This window comes from Streptomyces sp. NPDC089915 (assembly GCF_040684675.1).
Classification (GTDB): Bacteria; Actinomycetota; Actinomycetes; order Streptomycetales; family Streptomycetaceae; genus Streptomyces.
This window is the reverse complement of the sequence record NZ_JBFBGN010000037.1, coordinates 1-21,477: the sequence shown is the minus strand read 5'-3', so window position 1 is coordinate 21,477 and position 21,477 is coordinate 1. Positions and strand designations below refer to the sequence as shown.

At 76.0% G+C, this 21,477-nt stretch carries 19 protein-coding genes; 6 read left to right on the top strand and 13 right to left on the bottom strand.

What is annotated here, in order from left to right; translation table 11 throughout:
• Positions 1–111 precede the first annotated feature (111 nt).
• On the top strand, positions 112–2,877 hold the full coding sequence (locus tag AB0O29_RS14310; protein WP_365151257.1) for a helix-turn-helix transcriptional regulator: 2,766 nt from the start codon (positions 112–114) through the stop codon (positions 2,875–2,877).
• A gap of 14 nt (positions 2,878–2,891) precedes the next feature.
• On the opposite strand, the gene AB0O29_RS14305 is transcribed toward AB0O29_RS14310, so the two are convergent.
• The 9 genes from AB0O29_RS14305 to AB0O29_RS14265 all read right to left on the bottom strand — a co-directional run bounded on the left by AB0O29_RS14305 (position 2,892) and on the right by AB0O29_RS14265 (position 13,192).
• A complete protein-coding gene (locus tag AB0O29_RS14305) occupies positions 2,892–3,815 on the bottom strand; it encodes a glycoside hydrolase family 19 protein (RefSeq protein WP_365151254.1) in 924 nt (307 codons plus the stop codon).
• A 175-nt stretch (positions 3,816–3,990) separates the two neighbouring features.
• Positions 3,991–4,401: a rodlin gene (locus AB0O29_RS14300; RefSeq protein ID WP_365151251.1), complete on the bottom strand. Its 411-nt coding sequence runs from the start codon at positions 4,399–4,401 to the stop codon at positions 3,991–3,993.
• 119 nt (positions 4,402–4,520) lie between these two features.
• The gene (locus AB0O29_RS14295; RefSeq protein WP_365151248.1) at positions 4,521–4,802 is read right to left on the bottom strand and encodes a hypothetical protein; all 282 of its coding nucleotides are present in this window, start codon (positions 4,800–4,802) and stop codon (positions 4,521–4,523) included.
• Positions 4,799–5,545, bottom strand: a complete 747-nt coding sequence (locus tag AB0O29_RS14290) for an HNH endonuclease family protein (RefSeq protein ID WP_365151245.1) — start codon at positions 5,543–5,545, stop codon at positions 4,799–4,801. The genes AB0O29_RS14295 and AB0O29_RS14290 overlap by 4 nt, the downstream gene beginning before the upstream one ends.
• 108 nt (positions 5,546–5,653) lie before the next feature.
• Positions 5,654–6,796, bottom strand: coding sequence for a substrate-binding domain-containing protein (locus AB0O29_RS14285; RefSeq protein WP_365151242.1), 1,143 nt, complete (start codon positions 6,794–6,796; stop codon positions 5,654–5,656).
• 11 nt (positions 6,797–6,807) lie between these two features.
• Positions 6,808–7,845 (bottom strand): ABC transporter permease, encoded by a 1,038-nt coding sequence (locus tag AB0O29_RS14280; protein WP_365151239.1) that lies wholly within the window; start codon positions 7,843–7,845, stop codon positions 6,808–6,810.
• Positions 7,842–9,398 (bottom strand): sugar ABC transporter ATP-binding protein, encoded by a 1,557-nt coding sequence (locus AB0O29_RS14275; RefSeq protein WP_365151237.1) that lies wholly within the window; start codon positions 9,396–9,398, stop codon positions 7,842–7,844. The genes AB0O29_RS14280 and AB0O29_RS14275 overlap by 4 nt, the downstream gene beginning before the upstream one ends.
• A 97-nt stretch (positions 9,399–9,495) precedes the next feature.
• Positions 9,496–12,171, bottom strand: a complete 2,676-nt coding sequence (locus tag AB0O29_RS14270) for a SpoIIE family protein phosphatase (RefSeq protein WP_365151234.1) — start codon at positions 12,169–12,171, stop codon at positions 9,496–9,498.
• Between the two features lie 85 nt (positions 12,172–12,256).
• Positions 12,257–13,192: a cyclase family protein gene (locus tag AB0O29_RS14265; RefSeq protein WP_365151231.1), complete on the bottom strand. Its 936-nt coding sequence runs from the start codon at positions 13,190–13,192 to the stop codon at positions 12,257–12,259.
• Between the two features lie 178 nt (positions 13,193–13,370).
• Here AB0O29_RS14265 and AB0O29_RS14260 point away from each other — a divergent pair, with 178 nt between their 5' ends.
• The 5 genes from AB0O29_RS14260 (at position 13,371) to AB0O29_RS14240 (ending at position 17,862) form a co-directional block, all read left to right on the top strand.
• Positions 13,371–14,504, top strand: coding sequence for a PP2C family protein-serine/threonine phosphatase (locus AB0O29_RS14260; protein WP_365151228.1), 1,134 nt, complete (start codon positions 13,371–13,373; stop codon positions 14,502–14,504).
• 231 nt (positions 14,505–14,735) lie between these two features.
• Positions 14,736–15,329 carry a hypothetical protein gene (locus AB0O29_RS14255; protein WP_365151226.1) on the top strand — a complete coding sequence of 198 codons (594 nt, stop codon included), beginning with the start codon at positions 14,736–14,738 and terminating at the stop codon, positions 15,327–15,329.
• A 114-nt stretch (positions 15,330–15,443) separates the two neighbouring features.
• Entirely contained in the window at positions 15,444–15,917 is a 474-nt protein-coding gene (locus tag AB0O29_RS14250; RefSeq protein ID WP_365151223.1) for a hypothetical protein, read from the top strand.
• A gap of 134 nt (positions 15,918–16,051) precedes the next feature.
• Positions 16,052–16,630, top strand: coding sequence for a hypothetical protein (locus AB0O29_RS14245; protein ID WP_365151220.1), 579 nt, complete (start codon positions 16,052–16,054; stop codon positions 16,628–16,630).
• A 191-nt stretch (positions 16,631–16,821) separates the two neighbouring features.
• Positions 16,822–17,862, top strand: a complete 1,041-nt coding sequence (locus AB0O29_RS14240) for a serine/threonine-protein kinase (protein ID WP_365151217.1) — start codon at positions 16,822–16,824, stop codon at positions 17,860–17,862.
• 38 nt (positions 17,863–17,900) lie between these two features.
• On the opposite strand, the gene AB0O29_RS14235 is transcribed toward AB0O29_RS14240, so the two are convergent.
• From AB0O29_RS14235 to AB0O29_RS14220, 4 genes are all read right to left on the bottom strand, one after another.
• Positions 17,901–18,137 (bottom strand): helix-turn-helix transcriptional regulator, encoded by a 237-nt coding sequence (locus AB0O29_RS14235; RefSeq protein WP_365151214.1) that lies wholly within the window; start codon positions 18,135–18,137, stop codon positions 17,901–17,903.
• 195 nt (positions 18,138–18,332) lie between these two features.
• Positions 18,333–20,336, bottom strand: coding sequence for a SpoIIE family protein phosphatase (locus AB0O29_RS14230; RefSeq protein WP_365151211.1), 2,004 nt, complete (start codon positions 20,334–20,336; stop codon positions 18,333–18,335).
• Positions 20,337–20,433: 97 nt separating this feature from the next.
• Complete coding sequence (locus AB0O29_RS14225) at positions 20,434–21,081, bottom strand: 4'-phosphopantetheinyl transferase superfamily protein (protein ID WP_365151208.1); 648 nt, start codon at positions 21,079–21,081, stop codon at positions 20,434–20,436.
• A gap of 13 nt (positions 21,082–21,094) precedes the next feature.
• Positions 21,095–21,477 (bottom strand): hypothetical protein (locus AB0O29_RS14220; RefSeq protein ID WP_365151205.1); only part of this gene is annotated, 383 nt, incomplete at its 5' end.

Here is a 21,477-nt window from a genome sequence, read left to right as displayed (position 1 = left end):
TGTCACCCGACTGAATTCTGCGTCACAATCCGGGTCCGCCGGGGGGCTGACCTCGTATTGTCGCGTCTCACAGGAAGCGCGGAGCGGGGAGCGAAAGGCGGGTGGCTGTGCGTGGCGGCGACGGCGAACGCTGACACCAACGTCGGACACGGCGTACTCATCGAGGCCGTCGGCCGTGCGCTGGCCACGCACGCCCGCGCCATCCTCACCGGCCCCGCCGGAGCGGGCAAGAGCGAGGTCGCCCGCGCCGTCGCGGCCGCCGCCGAGGCCCGCCGCGAGACCGTCCTGCGGCTCGCCCCCGAAGCCGCCGACCGGCACATACCCGAGGCCTCCGCAGCCGCCCTCCTCGCCACCGTCCCCCGCTGCGCCCTCGACCGCCTCGCCGGACCCCAGCGCGCCGCCGTCGCCCTGCTGCGCCGCGAGACCGACGCCCCCCGCGCCGGACGCGACCACGTCGCCCTGCGCCTGGCCCTCGTCGAGGTCCTGCGCACCCTGGCCGCCCCCGGCCCCCTCCTGCTCCTCCTCGACAACGCCCAGTGGCTCGACCCCGAGAGCACCGACCTGCTCCGCTTCGCCCTGCGCCTGACCCCGCCCCGCGTACGGGTCCTCGTCGCCGAACGCGCCCAGGACGGCGCCCCCGCCGCCGAAGCGCTCTGCGGCCCCGGCACCCCCGCCGTCCGCGTCCCCGCCCTCGGCGCCGACGAGGTCGCCGAACTCCTGCTCCGCCACGGCCTCCCCGCCCGCCTCGCCGGCCGCATCCACCAGGCCAGCGGCGGCAACCCCCGCCTCGCCCTCGCCCTCGGCCACTCCCTCGCCGAGGCCGCCGGCGTCCAGGGTGGCCGCGCCCACCACGCCGACCCCCTCCCCGTCTCCGGCCAGGCCCGCGAGGTGGCCCGCCGCCTCCTCGCCGAAGCCCCGGCCCGGACCCGCCCCACCCTCCTCCTCGCGGCCCTCGCCACCCGGCCCACCACCGCCCTGCTGCGCCGGGCCGGCCGGCCCGACGCCGAGGCCGAACTCGCCGAGGCCGAACGGGCCGCGCTGGTCACCGTCGGCGAGGACGGCGCCGTCGCCTTCACCGCCGGAGCCCTGCCCACCGCCCTGGCCGCCGACGCCGGCTGGCCCGAGCGCTCCGCCGGCCACGCCGCGCTCGCCGCCGCCGTCGACGACCCCGTCCAAGCCGTACGCCACCGCGCGCTGGCCGTCGACGCCCCCGACGCCGCGCTCGCCGACGCGATCACCCGGGCCGCCGACGCCTGCCGCCGCCGCGGCCAGCGCGCCCTGGCCGCCGAACTCGGACTGCTCGCCGCCGAACGCACCCCCGCCGCCCTGCCCGGCGAGGAACTCGCCCGGCTCGTCGGCGCCGCCGAGGACGCCGGCTGGGCCGGCCGCGCCGACCTCGCCCGCCGCGCCACCCGCGCCGTCCTCGCCCGCGACGCCTCGCCGGCCCAGCGGGTACGGGCCCGGCTCGCCGTGATCGACGCCGCCGGACAGGCCCTGGCCGCGCTCGACGAGACCTTCGCCTTCGCCTGCGCCGAGGCCGACGCCGCCGACGACCCCTCCCTGCTGGCCGCCGTACAGCTGCGGATCGCCTGGAAGCACAACCTCAGCGACGGCGACCCCGTACGCTCCCGCGACGCCGCCGCCGAAGCCGGAGCCCTCGCCAAGGCCGGGGGAGACCAGGTGGCCGAGGCCATGGCCCTGACCGTGCGGGCCCGCATGGGCCGCATCCTCGCCGACCCCGACGCCGAGGACATCCTGGCCCGGGCCCTCGCCCTGCCCGCCCCCGAGGTCCCCCTCGGCATGCGCAACGCGCCCCAGTACCTCGCCGTCCGCCACGCCCTCTTCGACGACCGCCTCGCCGACGCCCGCGGCCGGCTCCTCGCCCTGCTGCCCGCCGTCCAGCGCACCGGCTCCGCCGAGGACGTCTTCGAGGTGCTGCGCAGCCTCACCGAGGTCGAACTGCGGCGCGGCCGCTGCGTCCCGGGCGCCGCGCACGCCCGCCGCGCCCTGGAGCTGACCATCGAGGCGGGCCTCTCCCCGGGCCCCGCCTGGTACGTCGCCGCGACCGCCGAGGCCGCCGCCGGCAGCTTCGCCCGGGCCGCCGCCTACGCCCGCCGCGGCATCAGGGCCTCCGAGGAGGAGCACGACCAGGTCTTCCTGTCCCGGGGGCTGTACGCCCTCGGAACCGTCGAACTGGCCACCGGGGAGGCCGCGAAGGCGGTGGCCACGCTGACCCGGGTGGCCGGGCTGGAGGCGGCCCAGCAGGTGGTCGACCCGTCCATCCTGCGCTGGCACGGGGAGCTCGCCGAGGCCCTCGTCGCCGCCGACGACCCCGCGGCGGCCGTCGCCCTCCTCGACTCCGTCACCCCCGTCGCCCGCTCCCTGGGGCGCACCCCGGTGCTCGCCGCGCTGGACCGGGCCCGGGGGCTCGCGCTGTCGGCGGGCGGCGAAGCGGAACCGGCCGTCGCCCTGCTCCAGGACACCGTCCGGCGCTTCGGCGCCCTCGGGCTGCCCCTGGAGCGGGGCCGGACGCTGCTGGCGCTGGCCCGGGTGGAGCGCCGGCGCCGCCGCCGGGCCCCGGCCCGGGCCGCCCTGCGGGAGGCCGCCGAGGTGTTCGAACGGGCCGGGGCGAAGCCCTGGCTGGGGCTCGCCCGCGAGGACGCCCCGGGCGCCGGAGCCCCGCACCCGGGGGTGGCGGCCCTGACCGACGCCGAGGCCCGCCTCGCCCTGCTGGTCGGCGGGGGCGCCAGCAACCAGGAGGCGGCGGCGAAGCTGTTCCTCAGCGTCAAGACCGTCGAGGCCCGGCTCACCCGGATCTACCAGAAGCTGGACGTCCGTTCGCGGGCCCAGCTGGCCACCGCGCTACGGGCCCACTGAGCCGGCCGGGCCGGTCAGCAGCTCAGCCGGTCGCCCGGGGTGACCCCGAGGATCTGGGTGAAGGCCTGGTAGGCGTTCACCCGGCTCTGCACCTGCGCCGGGTTGCCGCCGTTGCACTCCAGGGCCCCGTTGATGGAGCGGATCGTCTCGCCGAAGCCCGCCCCGTTGACCATGGCCGCGTGCGCCGTCATCGTGCCGGGGCCGTTCTGGGTGTTCCAGTACCAGAGCGCCGTCTTCATGGCGACGGCCGGGTCCTGCTCCACCAGGTAGGGGTTGGCGAGCAGGTTGATGCCCAGGGCGTCGCCGGCCGCCTTGTAGTTGAAGTTCCAGGACAGCTGGATGGGGCCCCGGCCGTAGTACGCGGCCTGGCCGGCCGGACAGCCGTAGGGCTGGGAGGCGTCGCAGTAGTGCGGGTAGTTGGCGGTGTTCTGCTCGACGATGTAGACCAGCCCGCCCGTCTCGTGCGAGACGTTCGCGAGGAAGGCCGCCGCCTCGCGCCGCTTGACGGTGTCGTCACCGGTGTGGGCGAAGCCGGGGTACGCGGAGAGCGCCGCCACCAGGCCGTTGTAGGTGTAGAAGGGGTTCCGGTTCGGGAACATCCGGTTGAACTGGGCCTCGCTGACCACGAATCCGGACGGGTCGCCGGTGCCGGGGTCGGGGTCCTGGCCGCCCCCGCCGCCGCAGGCGCCCTGGTCCGACCAGACGCCCCACTGGCCGGTGGTGCCCGGGGTCTCGCCCTGGGTCCACCACTTGGCCTGCCAGTTGTGGCCGCCGTACGAGGCGCTCATGCCGTTGGTGTAGACGGCCGAGGAGCTCCAGGACCCGGCGCAGGCGGGGGCCGCGGCGGCGGGGGAGGCGGGCAGGGCGACGGCGAGCCCGAGGGTCGCGGCGGCGGCCGTGGCGAGGGAGAGGGCCCGGCGGCGAAGCGCACGTATCACGTAACTGCTCCTTCAGTGGGGGGAGTCGTCGCGGAGGTGGGGGGGCGACGGGGTACCGCCACTGAACCGAACTGGTCTGGACCTGTCAAGGTCTAGACCAAACTTGGCGTTCCGTGCGGGGAAACGCCGGAGCGGCGTGGCGACCGTGCCGCCACGCCGCTCCGGGACCGCTGGATCAGCTGCCGGCCGACAGGTTCCCGGACAGGACCGGGATGTTGGAGGCGATGTGCGAGAGGGTCTCGTCACCCTTGGCCTGGGTGGAGTTCTCGGTGCACTGCTGGTTCTGCGGGTTGGACGCGATCGGGATGTCCTGGACGCCGACGTTGACGAGGGCCAGGACGGACTGGACGTTGGCCTTGGCCGGCAGGCCGACGCAGAGCTTGTTCAGCGAGCCCTGGATCGCGCCGAGCTGCGGGCTCATCGACCCCGCGGTCTCCTGGTTGCCGTAGATCTGCTGCGCGCCGTTGCCGTTGACGGTGTTGACGCCGTTGTCGTTGCCGATCGCCATCGCCGGGGAGGCCGCGAGGGCGCCCGTGCCCAGGATGGAGGCGGTGACCGCGGCGGTGGCCATGAACTTCTTGAGCATCGTGGAGATCCTTCTGTCGCATGAGCTGTCCCCGGCGGGACGACTGGATCAACTGCGCCCGGCGCCAGGGGTTATCGCCCGTCACCCGAGCGGCCCAACGATCCGCCCGCAGCGCCTGCTCAGGCGGGTGCGGCGGGAGCCTCGGCGCCGCCCCCGGCGCGGATCGCCCGCAGGGCCGCGGCGTGCAGCCCGCGCGGGTCCCCGTGCGCGACCGGACTGCCGGTCAGGGTGTACCACTCGTCCGCGTCGGTGTACTGCACCTCGAAGCGGACCTTCCCGTCCGGCCCGCCGGTGGTGCGCAGCGTCAGGTCGCCGGTGATGACCCCGACCTCGTCGGTCATGGCCCCGCCGGGGCCGGCGAGGACCTGGTCCTGCCACTGGTACTGGCGGGGGGCGGTCATGCGGCGCAGGTGTCGATCATGGTGGTGAGCATGGCCCTCTCGGCTTCGGTGACGGTCAGCCCGTAGTGGGACTTGACGGTGGTCCAGGCGCGCCCGTACTGGCACCAGCTCGACTTGTCCGACGGCTGCCACAGGTCGGGGCTCTGGTCGCCCTTGGACCGGTTGGAGGCGGCCGACACGGCCAGGAGCTGCGGCCGGGTCAGGTCGTTGGCGAAGGCCTTGCGCCGCGCGGCGTCCCACGCGGCGGCGCCGGAGCGCCAGGCCTCGGCGAGCGGGACCATGTGGTCGATGTCCAGCTTCGAGGCCTCGTTGACCACGGCGCCGTCGTACAGGCTCTTCCAGCTGCCCGACACGGCCCGGCACTCGGCGTCCCGGGTGACGCCCCGGCCGTCGCGCTGCAGGACCGTCTCGCGGGTGTCGCACTTGTCGCCCTGCTCGGCCCAGTGCGTGAACTTGTCGCGGCTGTAGCCGGCCATCGTGCCGGGCTTCCCGGTCGTCAGCGCCGCCAGCTGCGTCCGGGCCACGGCCGCGCTGACCATGCCCGGCAGCACGTCCCCGGCGGCCGGCTTCGCGTCACCGCCCGGGGACGCGGGCGAGGCGGCCGGCGCCGGCCGCGAGCTGCTCGCGGCCGGCTTCGCCGCCGTCTTCCCGTCACCCGCGCTCTTCGGCCCGCCGCACCCGGCGACCGCGAGCAGCAGCACCGCGGCCACCGCCCCGGCGCGCACGCCCGTCTGACGACCCATGACAATCCCACCCCGCCCTGACGAGACTCCGACTCCGCACACCGACCCGGGAAGACTACCCATAACCGGACATCCAACCCCGCACCGCCCCTCCGTCGCCGGGCGGCGTCATCCCCCGTGCCAGATCCTGCGGTACGCCTCCCGGTAGCCCTCGGGGTCCCAGGAGGCGGCCCCGCCGGCGTTGCGCGCCGTCACCACGTGGACCGGGGCGACGTAGCCGCTGGCCGGCCGGCCGGCGAAGGCGCGGTTGAACTCGTCGACGGCCTGCCAGCCCTGCTGGGACAGCGGTTCGGGGACGGTGGCCGCCTGGTATCCCCGGCTGTTGATCCGCTGGAAGGCGGACGGGTCCCCGTCGCCCGCGCCGATGTTGAAGGGCGGGCCCCCGCCGGGGCGCCCGGCGGCGCGCAGGGCGGGGGCCGCGTCGGCGAAGTAGAGGTCGTTGACGGCGACGGAGTCGGTCCACCGCTCCCCGAAGCGGGAGAGCAGCGAGGAGACCTCCTGCGGGGTGCGCTGGCCGGCGTCCGGGATGGGGATGTTCTCCGAGGCGAGCAGGGCCACCCCCGCGCAGCCGGCCAGCCGCCGCCGGATCAGCTCCGCCTTGGTCCGGGCGAACGGGATGGAGTCGTCGGTGAAGACGACCGCCCCGGCGGAGCCGCCGGAGCGGGCGATGACCCAGTCCGCGCTGATCCCCGCGACCTCCTCCACGTTCGTGGTGATGTTGGTGAACAGGGCGGGGTCCGCGCCCGGTCCGGGCGATCCGACCGCGTGCCAGCCGATCAGCGTGATCCCGGCGGCCCGTGCGTCCTCCGTCTGGCGCGCCGTCAGCCGCGGGTCGAAGCCGCCGATGACGATGCCCGAGGGGGCCAGGGTGACCGCCTGGCTGACCGCGGCCTGGAGCCCGGCCGGGGTGCCCTCCCCGTCGATCACCCGGACCTGCCAGCCGATCGCCGCCGCCGCCTCGCGGACCCCTTCGGCCACCCCGGCGACCCCGGGGTTGGTCATGGTCTGGGCGACGTAGACCAGGGTCTTGCCCGGGACCGCCGCGGGGCCGGTGACGGGGCCGTTCCAGCGGGCGTCGGTGCGTTCGGCCCGGGCCACGGCCGCCTGCGCCCGGGCGAGTTCGGCCGGGCAGCGGGCCCCGGGGCTCGGGGCGGGGCCCTGCGCGGGGCCGCCCCCGCAGCCCGCGACGAGGGCGCAGACGGCCGCCCACAGGGCCGCTGCCGCGGCGAGGCGCTTGCGGTTCGGGTCCACGGTGCTCCTGATCAGGGACGTGCGGGTGGCCGGGAGGGGGCGTCCGCGGTGGGGGAGGGCGGCCCGTCCGCCGGGGCCCGGGCGCGCAGCCGCCGCCGCGCCGCGTAGCCGGCCAGGCCGACGGCCAGCAGCAGCGTGCCGCCGTTGAACAGCGGGGTGGCCCAGAAGTCGGCGCCGAGCTGGCCGATCCCGGCGAGCCCGACGGCCAGCACGGTCACGGCCACCAGGGTGCCCGCGGCGTTGGCGCGGCCGGGGCGGACGGTGGTGGAGCCCAGCAGCGCGCCGACGAAGGCGGGCAGCAGGTAGTCCAGGCCGACGCTCGGGTTCCCCACCTGCTGCTGTGCGGCGAGCAGCACCCCGGAGACCCCCGTGACCAGGCCCGAGGCGGCGAAGGCGTACACCGAGTAGCGGCGGCTGGGGATGCCGAGGACGGCGGCGGCGCGGGGGCTGGAGCCGGTGACGTACAGGTAGCGGCCGAAGGGCAGCCGTTCCAGCACCACCCACAGGACCGCGGCGGCCGCCAGCACGTAGAAGGCGGGCAGCGGCAGGCCGAGGAACTCGGCGTCGTACAGGGAGGTGAACGCGGACGGGAGCCCCTCCGGGCCGGGGACGATCCGGCCGCCGCCGGTGAGCAGTCCGGTGGCGGCGTACATGATGCTGCCGGTGCCGAGGGTGGCGATGAAGGAGTCGATGCGGGCGAACTCGACGACGATCCCGTTGAGGACGCCGGCCAGCGCCCCGCCCGCGATCACGGCGAGGCAGGCGAGCGGCCAGGGCGTGCCCGCCTCCACGACGAGGTACATCACCAGGACGTGGGCCAGGCCCAGCCCGTAGCCGAGGGACAGGTCGAACCTCCCGGTGGCGATGGGGACCGTGGCCCCGAGCGCGAGCAGGGCGGGGATCGACTGGTTGGACAGGATCGAGGACACGTTGGCCCGGGTGGGGAAGGTGTCCGGCAGGGCGAGGGAGAACGCCAGGAAGAGCAGCACGGCCAGGGCCGGCAGCCCGTAGCCGCCGACGAGGTGCCCGCGCGGGGACCAGCGGGTCACGGAGCCCCCGTGCTGCCGGTGACCGGGGGCATGGCCGAGGCGGTGCGGGTGAGTTCGGCCGGGGTCAGCCGGGGCCCGGACAGCTCGGCCGCCACCGCCCCGCGCACGAAGACCAGCGCCCGCCCGCAGAGGTCGGCCACCTCCTCGAAGTCGGTGGACACCAGCAGCACCGCCGTCCCCTCGGCGGCCGCCCCGTCGAGCATCCGGTGGACCGCCGCCTTGGCGCCGACGTCCACGCTCGCGGTCGGCTCCTCCAGGACCAGCAGCCGGGGCCGCGCGCGCAGCGCCCGGGCCAGGACCACCTTCTGCTGGTTGCCGCCCGACAGGGAGGCCAGCGGCACCTCGGGGTCGTCGGGGCGCACCGCGAACCGCTCCAGCAGGGCGGCCGCCGCGCGCCGCTCGCGCCGGGGCCGGAGCGGGCGCCAGGCCGGCACCCCGGCCGCGCGCGGATTGGCCAGCAGGTTCTCCCGGACCGTCAGCTCCGGGACGGAGCCCTCCTCCTGGCGGTCGGCGGCCACGAAGCCCACGCCGCGGGCCACGGCGCCGGCGGCGCCGCGCGGGCGGTATGGCCGTCCGTCGAGCAGTACCCGCCCGCCCGTCAGCGGCAGCACCCCGGCGAGGGCGCGGCCCAGGTGCGCGTGGCCGGCGCCGGTCAGCCCGACCATGCCCACGATCTCCCCGGCCGCCACCTCCAGCCCGACGGGCCCGCCGCCCGCCGTGGTCACGGCCTCCAGGCGCAGGACGGGCGGGCGCCCGGGGGGCGGTCCGGCGGGGGCCGGGCCCGTGCGTCCGGCCGGGGCGCCGCCGGTGATGTCCCGGACCAGCCGGCCGGGGTCGTACCCGGCGAGGGGCCCCCGGGAGGCCAGGCGGCCGTCGCGCAGGACGGCGAAGGAGTCGGCGACCCGGTACACCTCGTCGAGCCGGTGGCTGACGTACAGGACGCCCCGGCCCCGGTCGCGCAGGGCGTGCAGGACGTCGAAGAGCCGGGCGCAGTCGGCGGCGGGGAGCGTGGCGGTGGGCTCGTCCAGGACGAGGAGCCGGGTGCCGCGCGCGAGGGCCCGGGCGATGGCCGTCAGGGAGCGTTCGGCGGGGGCGAGGTCCGCGACGCGGGTGTCCGGGTCCAGGTGTCCGGCCACGAGCGCCAGGGCCTCCGTGCACCGCTCGCGGGTCCGCCGCCAGGAGATCAGGCCGTGGCGGCGCGGGTAGCCGGTGCCCAGGGCGATGTTCTCGGCGACGGTCATCCAGTCGACCAGGCCGGGGTCCTGGTGGATGAACGACATCGCGGCGCGGGCCCCCTCGGAGCCGAGCGGGTGCCCGGCCACCGTCACCTCGCCCGCGTCGGCCCGGTGGACCCCGGCGAGGACCTTGATGAGCGTGGACTTCCCGGCGCCGTTGGGGCCCAGCAGGGCGAGGATCGCGCCGCCGCGCAGGTCGAGGTCCACCCCGTCGAGGGCGACGGTGCCGCCGAACCGCTTGGACAGGCCCCGGATCCGCACGAGCGGCTCCGCGCCGGGGCGCGGTGGGGCGGCGTACTCGTCATGGGCGTCATGCACGGACGTCTCCGGGGCCGGCCTCGGATCCCCCGCACGGGAGGGCGGGACACGGGGATGCTACTGGCCGGGGGCTCCCATTCCGGGCTATGACGGGACGTCAGGCCGCGTCCAGGGCGCATTCGGCCCAGATGACCTTGCCCCGGGGGGTGTAGCGGGTGCCCCAGGACTGGGACAGCTGGGCGACGAGGAACAGGCCGCGGCCGCCCTCGTCCGTGCTGGCCGCCCGCCGCAGGTGCGGGGCGGTGCTGCCGCCGTCGGAGACCTCGCAGATCAGGGTGCGGTCGCGGATGAGGCGGACCTGGATGGGCTCGCCCCCGTAGCGGATGGCGTTGGTGACCAGTTCGCTGAGCAGCAGTTCGGCGGCGAACGCGAGCTCCTCCAGCCCCCAGTCGGCCAGCCGCCGGGTGGCGGCGGCGCGGATGTCGCAGACCTTCGAGGGGTCGGCCGGCAGGTCCCACGCGGCGATCCGGTCGGCGGGCAGGGTGTGGGCGCGGGCGACCAGGAGGGCGATGTCGTCCTCGGGGTGCTCGGGGGCCATGGCGTCCATGACGGCCCGGCAGGTGTCCTCGGGGCCGCGCTCCGGACGGGCCAGGACGGCCCGGAGCCGGTCGAGGGAGACGTCGATGTCGCGGTGGCGGTCCTCGACGAGCCCGTCGGTGTAGAGGACCAGCGTGCTGTCCTCGGGCAGCTCGATCTCGGCGGTCTCGAAGGGCAGTCCGCCCAGGCCCAGCGGGGGGCCCGCGGGCAGGTCGGGGAAGGTCACGCGGCCGTCGGGGTGGACCAGCGCGGGCGGGAGGTGGCCGGCCCGGGCCATCGTGCACAGCCGGGTGGTGGGGTCGTAGACCGCGTACAGGCAGGTGGCGCCGGCGATGCCGGTGCTGGCGGGGTCCTCGTCGCCGCCCTCCTCGCGGTCGAGGCGGACCAGGAGGTTGTCGAGGTGGGTGAGGAGCTCGTCGGGGGCGAGTTCCAGCTCGGCGAAGTTGCGCGCGGCGGTCCGCAGCCGCCCCATCGTGGCGGCGGCGTGCAGTCCGTGGCCGACGACGTCGCCGACGAGGAGGGCGACGCGGGTGCCGGAGAGGGGGATGACGTCGAACCAGTCGCCGCCGACCCCGGACTCGGCGGGCAGGTAGCGGTGGGCGACCTCGACCGCGCCCTGCTCGGGCAGGCCGCGCGGCAGCAGGCTGCGCTGGAGGGCCAGGGCGAGGTTGTGCTCGCGGGTGTAGCGGCGGGCGTTGTCGATGCACAGGGCGGCGCGGGCGGCCAGCTCCTGGGCCAGCCGGCTGTCGTCGTCCCCGAAGGGGGCGGGGTCCTGGGAGCGGTAGAAGCTCGCGATGCCCAGCAGCACCCCGCGCGCCAGCAGCGGGACGACGACGAGGGAGTGCAGGCCGTGCTCCAGGAGCCGGCGGGCCCGTTCGGGGTTCTGGGCGATGAAGCCCGCCGCCGCGCCGAGCTCGGGCTCCAGGACGGCCTGCCCGCCGCTGAGGCAGCGCATCTGGGGGGTGCCGGCCAGCAGCTCCACGTGCTGTCCGGCGGGGTAGAAGGGGCAGTCGTCGCGGATGCCGTGCACCACCGCGCGGTGCAGCTCGGCCCCGGGGTCGGCGGACTCCTCGCCGCGCAGCACGGCCTCCGGCAGGTCGACGGTGACGTAGTCGGCCAGGCGCGGGACCGCCGCCTCGGCGAGCTCCCGGGCGGTGCGCTCCACGTCCAGGGTGGTGCCGATGAGGGTGCTGGCCTCGGCCAGCAGCTCCAGGCGCCGCCGGGCCTCCACGGCGTACTTGCCCACCTCCGGCTCGCCGACCAGGACCAGGCCGCGGACGGCGCCCGTGGGCCGGGCCGCGGGGGACAGCGGGCCGGCCGGCGGGCCGTCGCCGCCGACGACGGCCTCCACGACCATGCCCCGCACCCCGGCGCCGCTGGTGACGGGGCGGCTGAGCAGGGTGGCTCCGCCGCCGTGCGGGAGGGTCACGCCGAAGGCGCCCCGGCGGGCCGAGGAGATCAGCTCCGTCGCCCGCTCCTTGAGGACGGCCCGGTCCAGCGGGTCCAGGCCCGCCGCGGCCGGCCCGGTGAGTCCGTTCGGGCCGGGCAGGCCGTCCCCGGCGGCCGGCAGGGCGCCGAGTTCGGCCTCGAGGTAGGTGTGGAGCAGTCCGCGTTCGCGTTCCGAGCTCTGCGCCATCAGCCGCCGCTCGATCGTCCCGACCGCCCGGCCGAGCAGGGCGGCCAGGTCCGGGTGCTCCAGGGCGTACGGGTAGCCGAAGCAGAGCACGCCGACGATCTGCCCGCTGAGCTGGTCGCGGATGGGGGCGGCGCAGCAGGCGTTCGACTGGGCGCGCTCGGCGAAGTGCTCGGCGCGGTAGACCTGTACGGGACGCCGCTCGGCCAGCGCGAGGCCGATGCCGTTGGTCCCGCCGTACCGCTCGGCGAAGACGAACCCGGGCACGGTCTGGATGGGGGGCAGGCTCCGGGCCAGGGAGGGCTCGCCGAAGCGGCGTCGCAGCACCATGCCGTCCGCGTCGGCGACGGCGATGTTCATCCGGCTGCCGGAGAAGCGGTCGCGCAGCTCGTCGAGGACCGGTCCGGCGGCCCGCAGGAGCCGGCTGTCCGGGTCGAAGTCCTCCCGGAAGGGGAGTTCGGACCGGTCGGGGGAGAGCCCCAGGAGCCGGCAGCGCAGCCACGAGTCCAGGATGGGTCCGCGCACCCCGGTCTCCACGGGCTCGCCCCCCAGGAACCGCTCACGGGAGCGTGCGGGGCCGGTCTGGTCTCCCGTGACCCCCATCTGCATCACTTCCCCACGCCCGGTGAAACGCCCGGTGAAAGTTGAATCAGTGCCGTTTTGAGTATATTCCGGGTGTTTTCCCGCTTCACAGGACGGCGACGGGATTGACCGGCGACCCCGTCCCGCCCGGGACGTTCAGGGGGGCCACGACGAGCAGGAACGCGTGGCGTTTGGCTGCCGCGCACGCCGCGGACAGCCCCTCCAGGTCCAGGTTGTCCAGCAGGGGCACCCCCATGGCGGTGACGGCGAGGGTGTGGACGGGGGAGTGCAGGCCCTCGACCGGCGAGGGGCGCAGGTCCCCGTCCCCGTCCGAGCCGAGCAGGGCGGCGCCCCGCTCGGCGAGCAGCGGCAGCGCGTCGACGTGGAAGCCCGCGCTCGCCGCGTCGAGGTCCCAGGGGCCCAGCTCCCGGCGGCGCCGGAAGCGGCCCGTGCGCAGCAGCACCGCGCAGCCCTCGTCGATCCGGACGCCGAGGGCCCGCTCGGCGTCCAGCACGTCGCCGGCCCGGACCGGGTGCCCGGGCTCCAGCCAGTCCGTCCCGAGGACGGCCGGGAGGTCCAGGAGGATCCCCTTGGTGACGAGCGGGCCCAGGGCGGCCACCGAGCCGAACCGGGCGCCGCCCGCGCCGACGTGGTCGTGGGCGGGCCGGCCCCCGTAGAGCTCCCCCCGGTAGGCGATGTGGCACAGGGCGTCGAGGTGGCTGACGGACTTGCCGTGGTAGTCGGCGCCCAGGAAGTCCTTGTGGGCGGAGGGTTCCGGGGGCTCGACGTCGCCCAGGTCGGTCATGTGGTGCAGGGCCGGCCGGGGGTTGTCGGGGCCGGGCCGGGTGTCCCAGGGGCGGCCGAGGGGCACGGCCGTACCGTCGCGGACCAGGGCCGCCGCCCGGAGCACGTGCTCCGGGGTGACCCGGTTCCAGGCGCCCCGGTCGGCCGGCTCCCAGCGGCCCCAGGTGCGGACGGCGGCGAAGAGGGCGTCGAACTCCCGGCGGGAGACCCGGGGGACCGGGGCGGGCCCGGTGCTCATGCGGTGCTCATGCGGTGCTCATCGTGTGGTGCTCATCGGGGCGTGCTCCGGGGTCGCGGGGGCCGGCCGGGGGCCTTTCCCGCATCCCTACCCGGTCCGGCCGCCCGCCGGGCGGCGGCCGGGGCCGACGCGCCGGACGAAGTGGCGGCCGTACGCCCGGGCGAGGCAGGCTGTACTCATGAGAGCGCCCTTGCGCTCGCCCCCGGGACCGGGAGCCGGCGGCCACCACCAGGTCCTCTTCGCCCTCGCGGAGGCCCTCCCCTTCGCGATCGCCCTCGTGGTGCTCGTCATCGAGCTCACCCCCGCCCACGTCGTGTACACCGGCCCGATGCTCGTCGCCACCCCCGCCCTGGCGGCCGTCACCATGGGCCCGCGGGGCACGCTCGCGGCCGCCGGGCTGGCCCTCGCCGTCAGCGTCGTCACCGCCACCCACAACCGCGCCTGGGGCGGACAGCAGGTCTACACGAACCTCCTCGCCCTCTGCCTGGTCGCCGCCGCGAGCGCCATGACCAGCCGCGCCGTCCGCATCCGCCGGGACCAGGAGCTCGGCCAGGTCCGCCGGATCGCCGAGGCCGCCCAGGAGGTCCTGCTGCGGCCCGTACCGGCCCGGCTGGGCCCCGTACGGGCCGCCAGCATGTACCTGGCGGCCGAGACGGGCGCGCAGATCGGCGGCGACCTCTACGACGCGGTCCAGACCCGCTACGGGGTCCGGCTGATCGTCGGGGACGTCCGGGGCAAGGGGCTGCCCGCCGTGCGCGCCGCCGCCGTCGTCCTGGGCGCCTTCCGGGAGTCCGTGCACTACGAGGACGACCTGGTGGAGGTCGTCGACCACTGCGGAGCGGCCCTGCGCCGGGACGCGGCCACCGCGAGCGCCGGACTGGCCGGCGGCGAGGACGCCCTCATCGAGGGGTTCGTGACCGCGCTGGTCGCCCAGATCCCCGACGCCCTCCACGTCCAGATCGTCAACCGGGGCCACCCGGCCCCGCTGGTGCTGCGCGACGGCGAGGCCCGCCCCCTGGCGCCCACGGTCCCGCTGCCCCCGCTCGGCCTGGAGGAGTTCATCAGCGGTCCCCCCGGCCGGACGGACAGCTACCCCTTCGCCCCGGGGGACCGGCTGCTCCTGCACACCGACGGGATCCTCGAGGCCCGCGACGGCGACGACGCCTTCTTCGACCTCGCCGGGGCCATGGAGGCCCTGCACGACCGCACCCGGCAGTCCTTCCTGGAAGGCCTGCGCGCGGCGCTGCTGCGCCATGCGGGCGGCCGGCTGGCCGACGACGTGGCGGTGGTCCTCGTCGACCGGTTCGACTGAGATCCGGCTTTTAACCCGCCGTCCGCGGAGCTGTCAAGTCCCGACTTCCCGGAACGTGACCCCCCTGTGCCCGCTGGGGCTTACTTGAGGCACGGAAAGGAAACGAGGAAACAGGAAAGAGAGGGAAACCCTCCCCGGAGGAATTCCCGATCGAATCCCCTCACTCCCTCACCGCACCGTCCCGAAACCCGGGGCACCTCAATAAACGGAATGCACAGTCAGGAGAAAGTCATGAACCGCAAGTTTGACACCACCGCCACCGTCCGCCCCCAGCGCCGGACCCTGCGCCTCGCGACCCTGGCGGCCGCGGCGGCCATCGTCACCGGAGGTGTCGTCCTCCCGGCCTCGGCGGCCATGGCGGCCCCCGCTCCGGCCCACGTGGTCACCGCCCTCCCCAACGGCGGCGGCAAGGGCGGGGACGGCGGCGACGGTGGCGGCGGCATCGTCGGCGGCGGCGGTGGCTCCGGCGGCTCCGGCGGCGGCAGCGTCCTCGGCACCGGTGGTGACGGCGGCAAGGGCGGCAACGGCGGCAACGGCATCCTCTCCGGTGGTGGCGGCGGCGGTGGCGGTGGTGGCGGCGACGGCGTCATCGGCGGCAACGGCGGTGGCGGCGGCAAGGGCGGCTCGGGCCTCTTCGGCGGGAACGGCGGCGGCGGCGGTGGCGGCGGTGACGGCCTGATCAAGGGCGGCAACGGCGGCAAGGGCGGCGGCGGCGGGTTCGGCATCCTCCAGGGCGGCGACGGCGGCAAGGGCGGCACCGGAGGCCTCGGCATCTTCGGCGGCCTCGGCGGCGGCGGCGGCGCCGGTGGCGGCAGCCTCTTCTGACCGGCCCCCGCGTGACGGGGTGGAGGCCCTCGGGCCTCCACCCCACCCCCGGCACCACCCGATCGACCCCCTCGACCCCTCTGCAAAGAACGTTCTCTGAACGGAGCAACCCCCATGTTCACGATCCCCTTCCAGCGTCCGCTCATCCTGGCCGCGGCCTCCCTGGCCCTCGTCACCGGTACCGCCTGCGCCGCGCAGGCAGCGGTGTCCCACACCCCCACCAGCGCCCAGGTCACGGCCCTCCGGTCGGCGGACTGCGGACTCGGCGGACTCGGCGGCGCGGGTGGCGAGGGCGGCAAGGGCGGCGAGGGCGGCAAGGGTGGTCAGCCCGGTCAGCCGGGCGAGCCCGGAAAGCCCGGCGGGACGGCCTGCCTCGGCTTCGCCGACCTGCCGGACAAGCCCAAGTCGGAGCTGACGGTGGTGGACAAGGTGCGCATCGTGCTCACGGTGATGGCCGCCGACGACTCCAAGGACATGACGAACAAGATCGCCGACAAGTACAAGATCACCACCGAGCAGATCGACACCTGGAAGAAGCAGTACGTCAACGGAGACTGGTTCGCGCTGATGAGCGGCACCGGCAGCTGATCCCGCGAACCGGCGAGCCGAAACCGAAAGGCTCCCGGGCGCCCCGGCCCGAAACGGCCGGGGCGCCCCGCGCATCCGAATGGAAGAACTTCTCAGCCGTAGCGGAAACGATTTCCCAGCAAGGAAGAAATGCCATGCGTATACGTTCTTGGAAGCTTCGTCTCGGTCTCGTCGTCTCCACCACCCTCCTCGGCGCCGGCGCCCTCGCCCCGATCGCCTCCGCGGCCCCGGCCGCCGCCCCGGCCCTGCAGCCGGCCCAGGTCCTCGCCCACCACGGCTCCGGCTCCGGCGGCGGCCCGATCGGCAAGATCTTCGGCGGCTCCGGTTCCGGCAGCGGCGGGGTGAAGATCGGCAACGGCAGCGTCCGCGTCGGCGACAACGTCTGCGCCGGCCGGTGCAACGGAACGGTCAACGGCACGAACGGCAGCAACGGCGGCGTCTGCGCCGGCCTCTGCAACGGCAGCGCCAACGGCGGCAACGGCACCGACGGTACGACCGGCGGCGGCAACGGCACCAACGGCGGCAAGGGCGGCGTCTGCGCCGGCGTCTGCGGCGGCAGCGCCAACGGCGGCAACGGGGGCAACGGCGGCAACGCCCCGGCCGGCGGCGACGGCGGCGACGGGGGCCGCGGCGGCGACGGCGGCATCTGCGTCGGCATCGGCTGCGAGAGCGGCGGCTTCGGCGGCCGCGGCGGCAACGGCGGGTCCGACTGACCCGGCCGCCAGACCCCCGTACACCCCGCGACGTCCTCCGGAGCCCCGCCCCGGAGGACGTTCCCGGGTGCACGGGCCGCCGCCCGCCGGCGAGGGGCGGCCGTATGGACCACTGGATAGAATTTCGATGAGCCAATAGCGGCCCGCCGCGCCCCAGCGCGTCCGCGGCGGCCGGGTGAGGGCGGCGCCTGATGGGCACGGCATCCAATCTGCACCTGTACGCGGGCCGGGCCTCCGGGCTCATCGGCCGGCAGATCGCGGGCTACCTGGTCGAGCGCATGATCGGCCGCGGCGGAATGGCCGTCGTCTACCAGGCCAGGGACCTGCGCCTGGACCGCACGGTGGCGCTCAAGCTGATCGCCCCCGAACGCGCCCGCGACGAGACCTTCCGGCGCCGCTTCACCCACGAGTCCCGGGTCGCCGCGTCCATCGACCACCCCCACATCGTGCCCGTCTTCGAAGCCGGGGAGACCGAAGGGGTCCTCTACATCGCCATGCGCTACGTCGCGGGCCAGGACCTGCGGGTGCTGCTCGACCGGGAGGGCCCGCTGCCCGTCACCGCCGCCCTGCGCATCGCCGGCCAGGTGGCCTCCGCGCTCGACGCGGCCCACGGCCACGACCTCGTCCACCGGGACGTCAAGCCCGGCAACGTCCTGGTCGCCGCCGGCACCGACAGCGACCACCCCGAGCACATCTACCTCACGGACTTCGGGCTCACCAAGAAGGCCCTGTCGCCCGCCGGCTTCACCACCGCCGGGGAGTTCGTCGGCACGGTCGACTACATGGCCCCCGAGCAGATCTCCGGCCGCCCGGTCGACGGCCGGTGCGACCTCTACAGCCTGGCCTGCGTGGTCTACGAGTCCCTCGCCGGCGGGCCGCCCTTCGGGCGCGACGCCGATCCGGCCGCACTGCTGTGGTCGCACCAGTACGAACAGCCGCCGCCCCTGAGCGAGAAGCGGCCCGACATCACCCCCGCCGCCGACGAGGTACTGGCCAAGGGCCTGGCGAAGGTCCCCGAGGACCGCTACGACACCTGCCTGGAGTTCATCGCCGCCCTGCGCGCCGCCACCGGGACGGCCGGCCGGCGGGTGGAGCCGAGGCCCGCGGGCGACCACCCTCCCACCGAGGTCTCGGTGATCCCCGAACCCCCGCAGGAGCCCCCGGCCTGGGCCCTGCCCGTCTTCCGCGCACAGCGGTACGGCCCGGACGGCGCGGTGCCGTCCGGGCCGTAGGGCCGGGGGAGTGGGGGAGCGGGAGCCGGTGCGTCCCGTCAGAGCCCCATCGAGATGGCGAGGCGGGTCAGCTCCGCCGTGGTGTTGACACCGAACTTGGCGCGGATGCGGCGCAGGTAGGCGTCGACCGTGTGCTTCGAGAGACCCATGTTGCGGGCGGCCTGGAGGTAGGTGCACCCGGCGGCGATGTGGCTCAGCGCCTCCTGCTCACGCGGGGCCAGAGAGGTGGCGGTCGAGGGGGCTTCGACGTGCTCCATGACGAGGGTGAGGCTCATGGGATTTCCTCCGCCGTGTCGGCTCGGTCATCGCTGCTGCTCACACCCTTGGAAGCAGAGGGACATATATCGGAATGTCGCTGTATGTCCCTGATAAAGAGCTTGCGGGCGGCACTTCATGGAGTTGTCCGTCGACTGTCACAGGCGCGTCACAGGGGACCGGAACACGCAACCCGGGGCCCCGCGGCGCCGTCCTCAGAAGCCCACGAGGGACTGCTCGGCCCAGATGGTCTTGCCCGTGGGCGCGTGCCGGGTCCCCCACCGCTGGGCCAGCTGGGCCACCAGCAGCAGGCCCCGCCCTCCCTCGTCGAAGGTCCGCGCGCGCCGCATGTGCGGGGCGGTACTGCTCGCGTCGGAGACCTCGCAGATCAGCGTGTTGTTCTCGTGGATCAGCCGCAGCTGGATGGGCGGCTCGCCGTACCGGATGGCGTTGGTGACCAGCTCGCTCACCACCAGCTCGGCGACGAACGAGGCCTCGTCCAGGTCCCAGCTGGTCAGCTGGTCGGTGGTGTACCGGCGGGCGTCGGCGACGACCGAGGGATCGGACGGCAGGTCCCAGACCACCACCTTGTCGGCGTGCAGCGCCCGGGTCCGGGCGACCAGCAGCGCCACGTCGTCCTCGGGACGGTGGGTCAGCAGGGCCGTCAGCACCCGGTCGCAGACCGTGTCCAGGTTCGACGCGGGCCGGGTGAGGGCCACGAACAGGCTGTCCAGCGCCTCGTCCAGGTCGTGCTCCCGGGCCTGCAGCAGACCGTCGGTGTACAGGGCCAGCAGGCTGCCCTCGGGCAGCTCCACCTCGACCGTCTCGAACGGCAGGCCCCCCAGACCCAGCGGCGGCCCGGCCGGCACGTCGAGCAGGTACACCGAGCCCTCCGGGGAGACCACGGCGGGCGGCGGGTGCCCGGCCCGCGCCACCGTGCAGCGGCGGGTGACCGGGTCGTAGACCACGTACAGGCAGGTCGTCCCGATCCCCCCGGCGGACTCCTCCGGCGCGTCCGGATCGGCCTCGTCGGCGGACAGGTGGATGATCAGGTCGTCGAGGTGGGTGAGCAGCTCGTCGGGCGGCAGGTCCACGTCGGCCAGGGTGCGCACGGCGGTGCGCAGCCGGCCCATCGTCGCGGACGCCCGGATGCCGTGGCCGACCACGTCGCCCACGACCAGCGCCACCCGCGCCCCCGACAGCGGGATCACGTCGAACCAGTCACCGCCCACCCCGGCCTCGCCGCCGGCCGGCAGGTAGCGGGAGGCGATCTCCAGGGCCCCCTGCTGCGGCAGCGTGTGCGGGAGCAGGCTGCGCTGGAGCGTCATGGTGGTCGTGTGCTCCCGGTGCTCCCGGGCGGGGCCGTGCCCCTCGCCGGCGCCCCCGGCCGCTCCCGGCGCGCCCGCAGCTCCCGCTGCTCCCGCCGCTCCGGCCGCTCCGGCCGTGAACTCCTCGGCCAGCCGCAGGTGCTCGGGGTGCGGGAGGCCCTCGGCCCCGCCGCGGTCGTGCGCGGCCAGGCACACGGCCCGCACCCGGCCGTCCCGGTCGCGCAACGCGGCCAGCGAGGTCTCCCAGCCCTGCTCGGGGCCCTCGCCCACCCGGGGCACGAAGGCGGTCAGGTGCTGCGGCTCGCCGGTCTCCACGACCAGGCGCATCCGGCGTTCCGTCTCCTCGCTCACCGGATCCGGGGCGATCTCCGGCAGCCGCAGCCCCCGCATCTGCTCCTCCGTGAGGGACAGCGTCCGCTGCATGCCGGTGTTCGCCCGCAGCAGCCGCAGGTCCGCGTCGAAGACCGCGAGGAAGCAGGGGGACTGGGCGAACGCCCACTCGTTCAGCGGGGCGTCCCACGGCGCTTCCGCCGGGCCCGCCACGGCGGACACCACGCTCCACTTGACGGTCCCGCCCGTCGACGTCCACCGGTGTGCCAGCAGCGGCACCTCGACGCGCCGGCCGTCCCGGTGCCGCAGCGCCACCGTGCCGCTCCACCGGTCGCTCCCCGGCTCCACCCCGGGCGCCGGCCCGCCGTCCTCGGCGAGCAGCGGGGCGGCGGGCCGCCCCACCACCTCGGAGGGCGCGTAGCCCAGCAGCCGGGCGGCGCCCGGACCCCACTCGGTCACGACGCCGTCGTCGCCGATCGTGGCCGTGGCGGTGTACGCCGCCCCGCCCGGGGCGCTCGTCTCCTGCGGCCGCTCACCGGGAAAGGTGGGAAGTTGCGCCATCGCCGCTCATCTCGCCCTCGCTCGTCGTGCCAGGGTGCTCCACTGACAAGGATGATCCGGCGGGGCGGGGAGCACCAACGCAGTGCCGTCGCCCGGGTCACGGGCGGGCGAGGACGAGGGCCACGACCGCGTCCCCGGCCCGCCAGGCCATCGCCCGGCGCGGCCCCCCGAGCGCCGGCGGCCGCAGCCCCAGGAGCGGGATCCGGCGCGGGGCCGGGCCGAACACCGCGTCGCGGTCGGCCTTGACCGCAGCCTCCTTGAGAGCCCAGGCCCCGGCCAGGGCCTCGGGGCCGTCCGGGCCGATGAGGGACAGCTCCCCGGGCGAGAAGGCGTGCTCCGCGACCCGCCGTACGGCGGCGGCCGACGCCGTCTCGCACAGGTCCACGCCCACCGGTCCCGGCGCGAGGGCGGCCGCCGCGTGGCCGGGGGTGTGGCTGATGGAGAGGTGTACGGAGGGCAGCGGGCGGCCCCCGACGACCAGGTGCGGGCTGCCGTCCTCGCGGGGGAGGACCTCCACCTCGCGCGCCGGCGCCCCGACGAGCTCACCGGCCAGCCGCTTGGCGAGCAGCCGCCCGGCCATCCACTCGGAGCGCCGCCGGGCCGGCAGGGCGCGCGCCACCCGCTGTTCGGCGGCGGAGAGGGACAGCGGCAGGTGGGTGAGGTCGGGGCGGCGGGCCACGATGAGCCCGGCGCCGCCCCAGTGGTGGACGCGGCCCGGTGCGATCGGCCGGAAGAGGGGGTCCATGGCGCGCTCCCGGTCAGGCCGCGGCCGCGGCCGGGCCGGCGGGGCCTTCGGCGAGGTCGTCGGCGACGCCGTCGGCCATGGCTTCGGCGGCGCCCGGGCCGGGCGCGTCCAGCCGGCGCAGTTCGGCCGCGAGCGTGGTCACCGTCCGGCGGATCTGGTCGGGCGTGTGGTCGCGGGTGACGAAGAACCGCAGCCGGGCCAGCTCCTCCGGGACGGCCGGATGGAGGATCGGGTTGGCGCTGACGCCCCGCCGGAACAGGGCCTCCGCCAGCCGCAGGGTCCGTACCGAGTCCCCGACGATGCACGGGACGACGGGCGTGCCGTGGCTGTCGCCGGTGTCCACGCCGGCCGCGCGCGCGAGGCGGGCGAACAGGGAGGCGTTGGCCCCGAGCCGGC